Origin of the sequence: Mesorhizobium sp. KR2-14 (assembly GCF_040049255.1) — a bacterium.
Classification (GTDB): Bacteria; Pseudomonadota; Alphaproteobacteria; order Rhizobiales; family Rhizobiaceae; genus Pseudaminobacter.
In genome coordinates this window covers 153,907-166,874 of record NZ_JBDZDR010000008.1, presented here as the reverse complement: position 1 = coordinate 166,874, position 12,968 = coordinate 153,907, and the positions used below count along the sequence as shown (strand labels likewise).

Annotated in this window: 14 protein-coding genes; 2 read left to right on the top strand and 12 right to left on the bottom strand. The window is 62.4% G+C overall.

Annotated elements, in window-relative coordinates:
- Positions 1-73: 73 nt before the first annotated feature.
- The 7 genes from ABLE86_RS19235 to ABLE86_RS19205 form a co-directional block, all read right to left on the bottom strand.
- Positions 74-1,156, bottom strand: coding sequence for an ABC transporter ATP-binding protein (locus ABLE86_RS19235; RefSeq protein WP_348780591.1), 1,083 nt, complete (start codon positions 1,154-1,156; stop codon positions 74-76).
- Between the two features lie 4 nt (positions 1,157-1,160).
- Complete coding sequence (locus ABLE86_RS19230) at positions 1,161-1,700, bottom strand: ureidoglycolate lyase (RefSeq protein WP_348780590.1); 540 nt, start codon at positions 1,698-1,700, stop codon at positions 1,161-1,163.
- Positions 1,700-2,143, bottom strand: coding sequence for a D-ribose pyranase (gene rbsD / locus ABLE86_RS19225; RefSeq protein ID WP_348780589.1), 444 nt, complete (start codon positions 2,141-2,143; stop codon positions 1,700-1,702). Before rbsD ends, ABLE86_RS19230 begins: the two co-directional genes overlap by 1 nt.
- Before the next feature lie 33 nt (positions 2,144-2,176).
- The gene (locus ABLE86_RS19220; protein WP_348780588.1) at positions 2,177-2,986 is read right to left on the bottom strand and encodes an ABC transporter permease; all 810 of its coding nucleotides are present in this window, start codon (positions 2,984-2,986) and stop codon (positions 2,177-2,179) included.
- 18 nt (positions 2,987-3,004) lie between these two features.
- On the bottom strand, positions 3,005-4,240 hold the full coding sequence (locus ABLE86_RS19215; RefSeq protein WP_348780587.1) for an ABC transporter permease: 1,236 nt from the start codon (positions 4,238-4,240) through the stop codon (positions 3,005-3,007).
- Between the two features lie 76 nt (positions 4,241-4,316).
- Positions 4,317-5,432 carry an extracellular solute-binding protein gene (locus tag ABLE86_RS19210; RefSeq protein WP_348780586.1) on the bottom strand — a complete coding sequence of 372 codons (1,116 nt, stop codon included), beginning with the start codon at positions 5,430-5,432 and terminating at the stop codon, positions 4,317-4,319.
- Between the two features lie 44 nt (positions 5,433-5,476).
- Positions 5,477-6,451, bottom strand: coding sequence for a carbohydrate kinase family protein (locus ABLE86_RS19205; protein WP_348780585.1), 975 nt, complete (start codon positions 6,449-6,451; stop codon positions 5,477-5,479).
- A gap of 368 nt (positions 6,452-6,819) precedes the next feature.
- Between ABLE86_RS19205 and ABLE86_RS19200 the strand changes: the two genes are divergently transcribed.
- Positions 6,820-7,728 (top strand): LysR substrate-binding domain-containing protein, encoded by a 909-nt coding sequence (locus tag ABLE86_RS19200; RefSeq protein WP_348780584.1) that lies wholly within the window; start codon positions 6,820-6,822, stop codon positions 7,726-7,728.
- A gap of 404 nt (positions 7,729-8,132) precedes the next feature.
- Here ABLE86_RS19200 and ABLE86_RS19195 read toward each other — a convergent pair whose 3' ends face one another.
- The 5 genes from ABLE86_RS19195 to ABLE86_RS19175 form a co-directional block, all read right to left on the bottom strand.
- Entirely contained in the window at positions 8,133-8,459 is a 327-nt protein-coding gene (locus ABLE86_RS19195; protein WP_348780623.1) for a hypothetical protein, read from the bottom strand.
- Positions 8,460-9,153: 694 nt separating this feature from the next.
- A complete protein-coding gene (locus tag ABLE86_RS19190) occupies positions 9,154-9,426 on the bottom strand; it encodes a hypothetical protein (RefSeq protein ID WP_348780583.1) in 273 nt (90 codons plus the stop codon).
- A 155-nt stretch (positions 9,427-9,581) separates the two neighbouring features.
- Positions 9,582-9,905, bottom strand: a complete 324-nt coding sequence (locus ABLE86_RS19185; RefSeq protein WP_348780582.1) for a cupredoxin family copper-binding protein — start codon at positions 9,903-9,905, stop codon at positions 9,582-9,584.
- An 8-nt stretch (positions 9,906-9,913) separates the two neighbouring features.
- Positions 9,914-10,438: a DUF4142 domain-containing protein gene (locus tag ABLE86_RS19180; protein WP_348780581.1), complete on the bottom strand. Its 525-nt coding sequence runs from the start codon at positions 10,436-10,438 to the stop codon at positions 9,914-9,916.
- 91 nt (positions 10,439-10,529) lie between these two features.
- A complete protein-coding gene (locus ABLE86_RS19175; protein WP_348780580.1) occupies positions 10,530-11,222 on the bottom strand; it encodes an RNA polymerase sigma factor in 693 nt (230 codons plus the stop codon).
- Between the two features lie 490 nt (positions 11,223-11,712).
- On the opposite strand from ABLE86_RS19175, the gene ABLE86_RS19170 reads away from it, so the two are divergent.
- The gene (locus ABLE86_RS19170; RefSeq protein WP_348780579.1) at positions 11,713-12,561 is read left to right on the top strand and encodes a transporter; all 849 of its coding nucleotides are present in this window, start codon (positions 11,713-11,715) and stop codon (positions 12,559-12,561) included.
- The last annotated feature ends 407 nt before the right edge of the window (positions 12,562-12,968 follow it).

The following is a 12,968-nucleotide window of genomic DNA, read 5'->3' as shown; positions in this document are numbered from 1 at the left end:
TCTTAGGGACGCGCTCAGCCATGCCGCCGGATCGCTCCGGCAGCCCGTTCAGTCCCTCGATGTTGTTGTGCGGCTAGGCCGTGACGATCTGCAGCGCTTGGGCAGACCAGCCGAGCTGGACCTTGTCGCCGGCGGCCGGCGGCCCGGAGTCGGCGAAGAAGTTCTGCTTCACGGTGAAGTTCGGCTGGCCGGGAAGATCGAGCCTCAGCCGCGTGTGGTCGCCCAGGAAAATCGAGTCGACCACCCGCGCCTCGTAGCGGTTGTCGCAGGCAGCGGCAGCCGCTCCGACAAGAGCCCGCTCGGGTCGAATGTAGAGCAGAACCGCATCGCCTGCCCTAAGATCTAGCTGCGAACGGGCCGTGAGCAGCAGGCCTGCATCCGTGCGGATCTTGATCCACTGGGTGTCGGTGCCGACGACAGTGCCAGCCAGTCGATTGTTCTCGCCGACGAATTCGGCCACGAACGCGCTGCGGGGCTCGTCGTAGAGCGTCTTGGGCGCATCGCATTGGAGCAGTTCGCCCTCGTGGAAGACCGCGACCCGGTCGGACATGGTCATCGCCTCACCCTGATCATGGGTGACGTAGACCATGGTCACCGAGGTCTCGCGATGCAGTTGCTTGAGCTCCAGCTGCATGGTCTCGCGCAGCTGCCGGTCTAGCGCACCCAGCGGCTCGTCAAGCAGCACGACGCTGGGCTCGAACACCAGGGCGCGCGCCAGCGCCACTCGCTGCTGCTGGCCGCCGGAGAGTTCGGCAGGCCGGCGCTCGCCCAGCGCTTCAAGCTTCACCATCTCCAGCCCGCGGCGCACGCGGCGCCGGATCTCGTCCTTGGCCATGCGCCTTGCCTTCAGTGGATAGGCCAGGTTCTCGGAAATGGTCATGTGCGGAAACAGGGCATAGTTCTGGAAGACCACGCCGATGTTGCGCCGATGCGGCGGAATGCCCTCGATGGGAGTGCCCTCGAGCAGGATGCGGCCGCTGGTGGGCGATTGCAGGCCGGCGAGCATCATGAGCGTGGTGGTCTTGCCCGAACCCGAAGGGCCGAGCAGGGAAAGAAACTCGCCCCGCTTGATCTCCAGGTTCAGGTTCTTCACCACTGTCAGGCCGCCATAGGCCTTCATGACATTTTCGTAGCGGGTCACGACATCGCCGGCCATCGCATCACTCTCCACGCTTCGTCTGCAGGTTCTCGCCAGGCAGGCGGCACATCAGCCTGAACCGGTCGGCAAACTCGACCCAGCCGCCCCTGCCCTCGCTGTCCTCGGCCTTGCGCCGCTCGGCGACATAGAAATAGGAGGCTGGCCCGTTCAGCCCGAACGCAGCGGCGTGCCAGACGCCAGACGCCATGACCAGCGCCGTGCCCTGCCGCAGCACGAAGGCCCGCGCCTTGAGCGCGTCCGGCCGCTGCGTGCCGGCCTGGTCGCACGTACCCGGGGCCACGACCTGGACGATCTCGCCCGTCACCGGAATGACGATCTCCGTTCCCGGCTCCCGCTCCATCTCGATGATGTCCGGGTTGCCGGCTGCCGCCTGGACGAAGCCGACCCACTGCCTTCCGGCGCTGAGCTCGGCGCAGCCTTCCCAACATTTCCACCACTCGCCTTGGCTGGTCGCCGGCGCGTCGAACACCAGCGCGCGGCCGAACTCGGCGGCCGCTGCGGGCGAAAAGTGCTCGACCTCGATCTCGCGCAGAACGCTCATCACGCAAGGTTCCGGCGCGGCCCGGGCGTGAATGCAAGCCCCGCCACGAGCACCAGGTTGCAGTAGGGAATGCACTCGCCGGTCCGGATGATGCCCTTCACAGACTTGGCATGGTCCCGGAAGGTCACGTGCGGCTCGTCCTCGACAGCGATCTCCTCGCCCTGGGCCTCGGCTGCGGCAGCGATGATCCGCTTGACGTCGCGATAGACCTCGGGACCGTGGTTCTGCATTTCGGAATCGATGATGACCTTCTCAATGTTCAGTTCCTCGGCGATCACCGCGAACACGTCCGTCAGCCTCGGAACCCCATGGGTGAGGCAGATGTCGTAGCGAAGATCCTTCGGGATCGGCCAGCCGGCATCCACGATCATGATCTTGTCGGAATGGCCGAGGTCGCCGATCAGTCCGGTGATGGGGCCGTTCAACAGCGCGCCGTTACGCATGTCTTGTCTTTCTCTTGCTGGACGAGGGAATAATCAGTTGGTCTTCCGAGCATAGGCCTCGCTGCGCCGGCGCAGGAACTCGCTGAGGATCAGCACCAGGATCGCGAAACCGACGAGCATGGTGGCAACCGCGAGGATGGCCGGGCTGAGATGCTCGCGAAGGCCGATGAGCATCTGCCGCGGGATCGTCTTCTGGTCGTAGCCGCCGATGAACTGGATGACGACGACTTCGTCGAGCGAGGTTGCGAAGGCGAAGATCGCGCCGGCAAGAATGGCCGGCCGGATCAGCGGCAGCGTGACATGGCGGAAGGTGTAGAGCGGGCCTGCCCCCAGCGTTGCCGAGGCCGACACCAGCCCCCAGTCGAAGCGCTCGAGGCTTGCGCGGATGGTGATGACCGCCACCGGGGCGGCGAGCACCGTATGGGCGATGATAACCGCCGTGTAGGTGCCGACAAGCTTCAGGTCGGAGAATGCCGAGTAGAGCCCGCCCGCGATCACCACGATCGGCACGATCTGCGGCAGCAGGATAAGCGCGGTCCACACGCTCTTCAGCGGGGTACCGCCGCGCGACAGGCCGAGTGCGGCCAGCGTCCCGAGTACGGTCGAGAAGGCTGCTGCCGAGAGGCCGATGAGCAGACTGTTCTTCAGCGCCAGCATCCACTCCCGGTCGCCGAGAACCTCGCTGTACCAGCGCATCGAATAGGCGTGCGGGTCCAGCGCCAGCATTTCGGGCGTGTAGAACAGATACTGCCCGGCGGTGAACGAGAGCGGGACGAGGACCAGCAACGGCAGGGCCAGGAAGCCGAGGCCGAGGGCCACCCAGAACTTGACGAGGAGCTTCATTGTCTTTTCCCGCACCAGCTATCTTTTCGACGCCTGCTTGGGCGCAACCGCGCGCAGCAGCAGCGCGGCCGCCGCGATCACCAGCAGCAGCATCGTCGCCAAAGCACCCGCCAGCCCCCAGTTGAGCGACTTAGAGAAGTTGTAGGCGATGAGGTTGCCGATCAGGCTCCCGCTCGGACCGCCTACCAGTTCCGGCGTCAGGTAGAAGCCGAAGGACAATACGAAGATCAGGATGCCGCCTGCCAGCACGCCGGGCAGCGTCTGCGGAAGGTACACGGTCAGGAAGGCGCGCAGCGGCGTCGCGCCCAGCGTGAGAGCCGCGCTGAACAGCGTCGGCTGCACGCGGTCCATAACCGCATAGGTGGGCAGCACGGCGTAGGGCAGCAGCACATAAGACATGACCAACACGGTCGCGAACAGGTTGTGCAGAAGTTGCGGGCGGTTCGCGTCGGCGATCAGGCCGCTCGCCACGAGGATGCTGTTGATGACGCCACCGGTCTCCAGCAGGATCACCCAACTTGCAATTCGGGCCAACAGCGGCGTCCAGAAAGGCAACAGCACCATGCCCATCGCAAAGGCGAAGGCGATGCCGCGCGCCTTGGACAGATAGTAGGCGATCGGATAGCCGATGACCGTGCAGACGCAGACCACGAACAACGCGACGAAGATCGTCCGCAACCACAGCCGCAGATAGACCTGCTGCCCCTCCGGCTTGGCCTCGATCGAGAACGCCGTGGTCGGGTCCGCAGTCCTGAGGTCCAATGCGTTGAGATAATATTCGAGAATGATCGGCTTGGTTGCCAGGCCAACCGCGCGCCAGGTCTTCACGTCGGCCCAGCGCTTGTCCAGCGCCACGAAGGCCTCGCGGCCGGGTTCGATGCTGCCGATCTGGGAGGCCGTCTTGCGGACCAGGCTGTTCATGCCGCCCTGGAAGAAATTCAGCCGGGCGCCCAGCTTGGCGATGCCGCCGTTCGCCTCCTCGCGGGCGAGGTCGCGGCCGAAGGCGACGAAAGCCGCATCGTCCGGCAGGTCCGATCCCTGCCAGGTTTCCAGCGCCGCCGCCGTCTCCGACAGGGCCTGCGCCACTTCGCGGTTGTCGACACTGAGCAGCACGAAGCGGAAAAGCGGCACGATCAGGAACAGGATGATCAGCAGCGCAAGCGGGGCCATCAGCAGGAGGCCAACGACCGAGGTCCGCTGCAGCCGCCACGGCGTCGCGCGCAAGCTTGTCGATGGAAGTGCTGTGTCTGTCATGAGATCGTGTTCGCGCTTTCGCAGGGCATGTCGGGAGCCCCCGGAGATGTTCTCCGGGGGCTCGACGCGTAACGGGTCAGAGGCTGGCCTTCCAGGCGATCCAGCGTTCGTTGACCTCGTCCTGGTGGTTCTGCCAGTAGTCGGAGCCCATCTCCAGGTAGTTGGTCATGTTTGCCGGGGTGGTGGACAGGTGCGGACCCACATTGGTCTTGCCGTCCTCAGACCACGGCTCGTTGGCCAGGATCTTCTCGACAGCCGACTTGCGCCACGGCGCGTAGGGGATGTAGCGCGCACTCTCGGCGATCTGGTCGGTGGAGGTCGAGAAGCGCAGGAACTCCTTGGCCGCCTCCGTATGCGGGGCGCCCTTCAGGACCACGAAGTTCTGGAAGTCCATGATCTGGCCGTCCCAGACCTGCTGGATGGGGGCGTTTTCCTTGACGACGGCGTCATAGAAGCGGCCGCTCCAGCCGGTCGACATGACGACTTCGCCCTTGGCCAGCAGCTCCGGCGGCTCGGCACCGCCACTCCAGAACACCAGGCCACCGTTCGCGTCCTGGTGCAGAGCCTTCAGCTTGGCCAGCGCGCGGTCGATCGCTTCCTCGCCGGATTCCTCGAGATAGCTGTAGATGTCCTTGGACGCGACGCCGTCGGCCATCAGCGCAAGCTCGATCGCCTGCGTGGGGCTGCTCCAGATGCCGCGCTTGCCGGGGAACTTCTTTGTATCGAAATAGTCCGCGACGGTGGTCGGCTGGTTGCCCGAGAACGCCTTGTTGTTGTAGGCGAAGGTCCAGGAGTAGATCACCGTGCCGATGGCGCAGTCATTGGGGCGCTTGATCAGATAGTCGTCGACGGTCTCCCCGTTGGGGGCCTTTTCGGTCACATCGGCCAGGTCAATCTTCTCGAAGATGCCCTCGGCACAGCCAATGTTGGAGTCGGCGTTGTTCATGTCGACGACGTCCCAGATGACGTTGCCGGACTCGACCTGCGAACGCACCTCGCCCAGACCGCCCGAATAGACGTTCCAGTTGATCTTGTTGCCGAGCTTTTCATAGGCCTGGCCATAGCCAAGCTCCTGGCTGCGCTGGTAGGCGCCGCCAACCGAGGTGACGTTGACCTCGCTTGCCTGGGCCGCGCCGGCGGCAACCACCACCAGAGCGGCGGCGCTGCCCAGCAGCAATCGCTTCATGTTCATTATATTTCCCCTTTCTTGGTTTCTTCTCGTGAAGCTGCAGATGTTCAAATCGCGAGCGCAGGGGCAGCACCTGCGCCCTCCGCGTCGCGGATGAAGGCCTCGATTTCGGCGACTGACGCCCGGCCGCCACGCGGGCCGATCCGGGTCGTGGAACGGGCGGCTGCGGCATTTGCGAAGCGCGCGGCGCGCTCCACCGACCAGCCGGAGGCGCGACCGAACAGATAGGTCGAGTTGAACGTGTCGCCGGCACCCAGCGGGTCGACCGCGTCGACCTTGTGGCCCGCGAGCCGGACCTTGCCCTCGGGCGTGATCACCTCGCAGCCATCCTTGCCCAGCGTGGTGATGACCTCGCCGGAGGTGGCGGCCAGAAGCTCGGCGATTGCCGCCTCGCTGGAGGCGCTGCCTCGGAATTTGGCCAGACTCTCGTCGTTGAGCGAGACGAAGTGGGCAGCTGAGAAGGCCCACCAGTCCTCCTGCGCCGAGCGGAAGGATTCAGCCTCCACGTCGATGAAGAGCTTGGCGCCGTTGGCGCGAGCCTCGGCAAGAACCTCCTTGATCGAGGCGATCCGCCGAAGATGGGCGATGGTGGAGTAGATGAACCGCGCCCCGGTGAAGACCGCGCGCTCCTCTGCGTTCAGGTCGAAATCGTATCCGGGATCGACGATGACCAGCGTCTTCTCGTTCGGATTGGCGTCGCTCAGGAAATTGTAGGCATAGGAGTTCTTGAAGCCGGCAGAGCGACGGAGCAGCCGCGTGTCGATGCCGGCCTCTGCCATCTCCGTCAGGATGGGGTCAGCATCCTCATTGTCTTCAAGCGGCCCCATCAGTGTCGGCGGGCGGCCGTAGCCGGCGAAGATCGAGGCGGCGTTCGGAATCATGCCGCCGTAGACGCGGCCTTCGGGAATCGCATTGATCTTCTGCCCTTCCGTCGGCCAGCAAGGGCAGCGGAGGTAGTGGTCGACGGCGTGGCTACCGAAGAAGACAACGGTGTCGTCGCTGATGACCTTGTCGGACATCATGCCCTCTCTGTCTGGTTTTTAGCGGAGGCCTTTTCCTGCGGGGCAGGCTGCAAGGAGCGCTAGGTTGGATGAGATGTTTGGCTGCCCCAGCGTGATCGAGCAAGCGCAAAGACCTAACGGGTGGAGTAACCGAGGCTTACGGCAGCGCCGTGCCCCCTGCAATGGAAGGCCTGTGCCTTCCATGGCCGGATGCAAGCCACGTAACCCGGCCTGTCTTCTTTGGAGGGCTGCCGGAATTCTGCCTTGTCGATGCATAGGCTCGTTGTGCTAGACAGGGGTCGGTTTGCCGACCATGGCATCCAACCTTGCCCCCCGCATGCGGCAGCCGTGAGGCACGTCGAAGGGCGAGGAACAGCATAACGGAACACATGGCGCTCACGCATTTTTCCCTCACCGCGCTTCGCTCCTTCGAGGTCGCGTCAAGGCACCTCAGCTTCACGAAGGCTGCGGAAGAACTGTTCCTGACGCGCAGCGCCGTAAGCCAGCAGATCAGCCAGCTCGAGAACCAGATCGGCGTAAAGCTCTTCCACCGCATCAACAGCCGACTGGTGCTGTCACGGGAAGGCAGCCTGCTTGCGGCGACGGTGCGAAAGTCGCTGCTCAACATCGAGAGCGTGCTGGACAGCATCCGCTCCAGCGACATTTCTGGGAAACTGGTGATCGGGTCCCTACCCTCGTTCGGCGCGAAATGGCTGGCCCCGCGACTAAAGCACTTCGTGGACCTTCATCCCAATGTCGAGATCAAGCTCCTGTCCTATGTCAGCCTGGACGACGTGATCTCGAACGGCGTCGACATCGCGATCAGCTTCGCGAAGGAAAAGCAGCCTGGCATCTGTCAGGAAATCCTGCTGCAGGACGAAATCTGGCCGATCTGCTCGCCCTCCATCCTGCGGGACGATGGCGGCATCGCGACCGCCGGCGACCTAGCCTCCTATCCGATGCTGCACACCACGCTCGAGGGGCTGGATTTCGGCGCCAGCTGGGACGAGTGGCTGGCGGCGCTCAACCTGCCGCCATTCTCATCGCAGCGGTCGCTGTCATTTTCCCGCGCCTACATGATGATCGAGGCGTCGTCGCTTGGCCAGGGCGTCGGCATCGCCATGCGCTCTCTCGTCGAGCAGGATGTGCGCAGTGGCCAGTTGATGCGGTTGTTTGATTTTCACGTCGAGGCGAGCAAGCTGATCGCCCTGTTCTACCCGGAGGCGGCCGAGCACCGGCCGGCCGTGCGCGCCTTCAGCGACTGGATTCACGAGCGGATAGCCATAGAGCGCGCCTAATCTCATTCGGCGCCTAATTTCAGCCGATGCGAGAGCGCCTGAAGCTCACGCGGGTTCTTGCCGGTGTTGTCTGCAAAGAGCCTGTTGAAATTCGACGGCTCTTCGAAGCCGAGTAGGCGATCTCGGCGATCCTATTGTGCGAGTACAGAAGCTGCCCTTGCGCTCGAGGACGGTTTCAGCACCGTCAACAGACCGCCGCATGATGGCGATTAAGCAGCCGATCAGCATTGTCTGCACGATCACCCCATGGATCGGAGGGCTACGCCTCGTTACTGGGCGAGCTGAAGGGCGCATCCGAACGCTCGCCTCAGAGCTGTTTCGCGGACTTGCGGACCGTTTGCCTACTAGGCGTTGAACGGAACCAATGGGACACCATGAGCCGTGGACGTCCGCCCTCAAGCGGCTTATGTGTGCTGGAACGACCGCAGGCTGGCGGCATCAGCCGCAGCGCATGGCCAAGCTTCGTCAATTCGCGTGCCCAATGACGAGCAACACCGGTCGAGAAACCCACGGCGGCGAAGACAGGTGACAGCTTCTGCCGTTTCGTTACCGACAATCTTGGCGAGATCGAGCACCAGGCGACCGTTTCCGTCGCCCACTTTCCAGCCCCGCTCGACAGCTATGTGGAGAATCGCATCTGCGACATTCTGCAGGAACCATAGCTTGACCGCTTCGAAGCCCGTGTCACGATCGACCTCTGCACCCACCTCGGGCGCTTCATAAAACGTCACTGCCCTGCCCTCTCAATTGTCCCGCCCGATCTGCGCTCTGCGTCATCCCGCGAGATTGAGTTCTTCCTCGCCCGGCAAGGGGAGGCAAATATCCGCAGCACGGTCGCCTCGATCATTGAGAGGGAGCGCCCAAGAGGACAGGGGAAGTTTCTGTTCGGTCCCCTCGGCCGCTGGCTCCGAAGCAACTCGGAGTAACCAGCGTTCGCCGAGCTCATCGAGCTATTTCAGGACATCGCGGAACACAACCTGCCGTACGGCCCGGGAGAGATGTTCTTCGTCCCCGTGCTATGCAGATATCTGCATAGCGTGAAATCAGCGTGCATCGAATACGGCCTGTTCACTGACAGGATCGTGGCTCTGGTAAAGCGAGCCGGACTAGTCGAAGACGATACCCTGTCGTACGGTCGCATCCACTTCGATGCAGATAAGGCTCATGACGTATCGGTGTGCATCCAATCTACGATAATTGCGGCAACGTCAGATCCGACATCAACCACGCTCCGATCGTGATCCCAAGATTCAAGAAAAGATAATACTGATCCGCCGATCAGAGATGTTCGGCGGGTCATCGAGACCAGCCTGCGCAATAGATGCGAAAGCGACAAAGCAGATAGATGCAACAAGCGCCCTGAATTTCATTCACAAGTCCCCATCTTTTCCTCCGACTGAACTGATCGGCTATATATGCAAACAATCATATATTAATGCGACGAGCAAGCTTGTCCATCGCCAATTCATTAACTTCGGCGAGAACTGACGCGCCTTTGATGGCACCGATAGCGCGGGCTTCTTCAAGAACAATTGAGACGCAGCGTTTGCGTCTAATCTCCCATTCCTCTTCAAAAAGGTCACGGTGCGGGATCGTACGCACGTAAGTCCGTTCTGGATAGCGCTTCGCGAGGTCCTTCACGGGCGGCGGCCACGTGGGGATGAACACCCAGTCTCGTGACGGGTCCAGCGAGGTCATCGGCCAGACCTCCCGAAGGCCTGGCCCGGATATCGTCGCCCACGCCGAAAATGATCGGCACGCGAATATTTGAGAAGCGCAGGACCTCGATTTCCTCCTCGCTCGCTCCGACCGGGTCGGTCGGGTGATGTCGGAGCTGCGTTCCAGCTTGGCGACTACGGCGCCGTCACGATGACGCGGCCTTTCATGTTGGGGTGAAAGCGGCAGTAATAGTCGGTCGACCCCGCCGCCTCCACGACCAGGCTTGCCGACTTCTTGGGCGGGATCATCACGTCCCAGCCGCCGTCCACCGTGGCGGTGTGGGCCAGTATGTCCTTGTTGATCCATTCAATCGTGTCACCAACCTTCGCATCGATCTGCACGGGCGAAAACTCCAAGTTCTCGATCGTGACCTGGAAGGTTTCCGCCCGGAGCGGAGCGGCGCCCAGGCCCAGCGCCAGGGCGGCGCTGGCAGCCCGGACAAGTGGTTTGCGCAACATGGCCTGCCTCACTTGAGCTCGGCGGCGACGTGCTCGGCGTGCTGCTCGTGGCCCTGGAATATCTTCAGCCCGGTTTCGAGCAGGCTCTTCAGCTGGGCGTTGCTTGCCGAAGGAATGAGCACCGTCTGGAGAGCGCCGTTCACCTGCTTGTGGAAAGCCACCTCGTTTTGCACATAGGCCTTGTCGAAGGCTGCTCCGTCGAGCTTGGCGAGCTTGTCGCGTTCGGCGGCGGCGGCCTTGCTCAGCGCCTCGCTGGTGGCATTGTCTTGCGGCGTGACATTGAGCTTCTTGAGCAGGTCGAGCGCCTGCGTGTTCACGGCTTCATGGTCGCGCACCATGTCCTTCGCAAAGGCCACAACGTCCTTGTTCTTGGATTTGGCCAGCGCCTGCTTGGCCGCGTCGATGTCGATCACCCCGGCCGTGTAGGCGATGTGGGCGATCTGGGGGTCGCTGGGTTTGTCGGCAGCCTGGGCCAGAGGTGCTGCCCCGAGCAGGCAGAGCGTGGTCAATATCGCGATCGGACGAATGTGCATGAAAACCTCCTTCACCCGGCACGATGGCGCCGGCGTTGTCTCGAAGTGACGATGCTTGGATGCGGCGGAGCGTAAAAGGTTCCCGGAAAGTTCAACCCTCGAAACCGAGCCGCTTCATCACCGCCGTGGCCAGGCGTTCGCAGCGCCGGCCGGCAAAGGGAAAGGCGTCCAGCAGCACGGGGCCGATCTGCGCATCCAGTTCCTTGCGCACCAGCGCGCGGGCGCGATGCAGCCGCGTCTTGACCGTCTCGGGGCGTATGTTCAGCAAGTCCGCCGTCTCATCGACGCTCAGCCCCTCGATCACCCTGGCCATGAAGACGGCCCGGTAGAGGTCGGGGAGGTTGTCGGTAGCACGTTCGACAAGCTGCAGGATCTGCCGTTGCGCCATCGTCCGCTCCGGATCAACGAGGCCTCCACCAAGCGGGAACTGAATGATTTCGGCTTCCGCCGCGCGATCGCCGGAGACGGGCACTTCCGCGGCGCGCTGTTTCTTGCGCAGGCGTCCGAGCGCCTCGTTGATGACGATCCGGGAAAGCCACGTCGCCAGCGTGGACTCGCCGCGAAAGCTCCCCAGGTTGGCAAAGGCGCGGACATAGGCTTCCTGAACGATATCCTCGGCTTCGCTATTGTTGGGAAACACGCCTCGGGCGATGCGATAGAGCCGCTGGTTGTATTTCCGCATGATGGTGCGGAATGCGTGCCCGTCGCGGGCAAGCGCCCGGCGCGTCAAATCCAAATCATCGGCGGCCACGATCCTGACCGCGTCTCCTGGAACCTGCGGCATGAGCTTTCTCCTGACCGTCAATAGATGCCGGCCGGCCAAAAAGGTTCCCGGAACTCGGACCCGGCAACGTCAGCGAGCCAAAAAGCTGAGCGGGGTTTACCCAGGCCACGGCGGAAGCGGTTGCGGCGGCGTCCCCCCCCCCCCCGCGTTTTCGCGGGCGAAATCCGCTGTGACACAATTTTGCAACAGTTCGAGCAAGAATCTGCCTCATTGCAGTCGGTCAGTAGCGGCATCCGAAAATAAGGTATAGATTCGCCGTGTACTTGGCAGAGGCATCGTCATGCCCCTAGAATCTGCCAGGTGGACATGCGGTATTTATGTGTAAGCGCATATCGCCTTTCTTGGCTACATAGAAGTAACAGCGTTTCTCAGTGCATCTAGATCCGGGCGTGGCTCCGATATTCGTGAGTGGGCGGGATCCATAGAATTTCTGAACTTAACGCGGGTGGCCGACCGCACCCGATACTATGTTCGCAGAGGGGAAGAACAAATGCAAACAAGGCTGTTGGCACGCGTCGCGATCGCAACTCTTGCCGTCTGCGGGACAAGCGACGCCGTCCTCGCCGGATCGGTGACCCAACCGGGTGAAACCGTCGGCATCGCAACGGGCGCACCGCTTCCGGAAGGTTTTTACTTCGTCGATACAGCCGATTGGGGCCAAAGAAATACATCGCCCGAGTCAACGAGCGTGGGCGTCAACATCCCCGTGCTTGCCTGGTCCACGCCTTGGACGCTGCTAGGCGGCAGGCTGCAGTTCCTGGCAGCCGCACCCCAGGTCGCAGTGGGCGTCGCCGATACGGATTTTGCCTCCGGGATGTACAATCCATACTTCGCCGGGCAACTGGCATGGGATCTCGGCAACAACTTCGGGTTCAGCTACGCACTTGGTGCCTATATCCGCGTTGATAACGAGGTTGCCTTCAACACATCGTCGCTCAACCAGCGATTTGCTCTCAGCTATACAGGGAACGACTGGAACCTGACAGCCAATGCAATCTGGGGCATTCAGCAACACAGCGTTACAGACGGCGTAGACAACCCTGATTTTCTTAACATCGACCTGACTGCCACCAAGAAATTCGACAAATGGGAGATCGGGCCTGTCGGGTTCTATTCAACCGACCTCAACCGGCCGACTGCTGGCTACCAAAAGGAGAGCCAGTTCGCCCTCGGCGGACTTGTCGGATATAATTTTGGACCGGTCACGCTGCAGGCCTATCTGACCACCGATGTGTGGGAGAGGAATTACGGCGGACGTGATACGCGTGGCTGGGTCCGTGTCATCATACCGCTGGGGAATCCGTTCGCGGCTCCAGCACCAGAAATGGTCAGCAAGTAACGCTAGGCCCGACCGAGATCGGCCGAAACGGCTGTTTCTTGATCGCGCCAGTTTGACGAATGCTGGTCGGGAGGCATCTCGCCTCCCGACCAGGCTCTGTCCGCGGCCCAACTCGGCTATTTCACCGGGTAGAGCTTGGCCGGCGAGGAAGAGCCACCGCGCTGAGCGGCTATTACCGTGGCCGAGCTGGTGCCGACATCAGGTATGTTCGGCTCCCCTGCAATTTATCCATGCGCCGTCGACAACAGTCCCTCGGCGGTTCGGCTCAACCCAATCCATCAAATCCCAGGCATGAAGACGAAACGGACTGCGTAGGCTCCGTCAATGAGATGATGGGTGCCAAGTTGCCTGCAGACGATTGCAGTGTGACTGAGGGCGGTCACGACGACTGCTTTCCTGATGAACAT

Bases quoted from the DNA above. Each gene is read 5' to 3' on its own strand.
- ABLE86_RS19235 (WP_348780591.1), bottom strand. From the start codon at position 1,156: ATGGCCGGCGATGTCGTGACCCGCTACGAAAATGTCATGAAGGCCTAT.
- ABLE86_RS19230 (WP_348780590.1), bottom strand. From the start codon at position 1,700: ATGAGCGTTCTGCGCGAGATCGAGGTCGAGCACTTTTCGCCCGCAGCG.
- rbsD (WP_348780589.1), bottom strand. From the start codon at position 2,143: ATGCGTAACGGCGCGCTGTTGAACGGCCCCATCACCGGACTGATCGGC.
- ABLE86_RS19220 (WP_348780588.1), bottom strand. From the start codon at position 2,986: ATGAAGCTCCTCGTCAAGTTCTGGGTGGCCCTCGGCCTCGGCTTCCTG.
- ABLE86_RS19215 (WP_348780587.1), bottom strand. From the start codon at position 4,240: ATGACAGACACAGCACTTCCATCGACAAGCTTGCGCGCGACGCCGTGG.
- ABLE86_RS19210 (WP_348780586.1), bottom strand. From the start codon at position 5,432: ATGAACATGAAGCGATTGCTGCTGGGCAGCGCCGCCGCTCTGGTGGTG.
- ABLE86_RS19205 (WP_348780585.1), bottom strand. From the start codon at position 6,451: ATGATGTCCGACAAGGTCATCAGCGACGACACCGTTGTCTTCTTCGGT.
- ABLE86_RS19200 (WP_348780584.1), top strand. From the start codon at position 6,820: ATGGCGCTCACGCATTTTTCCCTCACCGCGCTTCGCTCCTTCGAGGTC.
- ABLE86_RS19190 (WP_348780583.1), bottom strand. From the start codon at position 9,426: ATGACCTCGCTGGACCCGTCACGAGACTGGGTGTTCATCCCCACGTGG.
- ABLE86_RS19185 (WP_348780582.1), bottom strand. From the start codon at position 9,905: ATGTTGCGCAAACCACTTGTCCGGGCTGCCAGCGCCGCCCTGGCGCTG.
- ABLE86_RS19180 (WP_348780581.1), bottom strand. From the start codon at position 10,438: ATGCACATTCGTCCGATCGCGATATTGACCACGCTCTGCCTGCTCGGG.
- ABLE86_RS19175 (WP_348780580.1), bottom strand. From the start codon at position 11,222: ATGCCGCAGGTTCCAGGAGACGCGGTCAGGATCGTGGCCGCCGATGAT.
- ABLE86_RS19170 (WP_348780579.1), top strand. From the start codon at position 11,713: ATGCAAACAAGGCTGTTGGCACGCGTCGCGATCGCAACTCTTGCCGTC.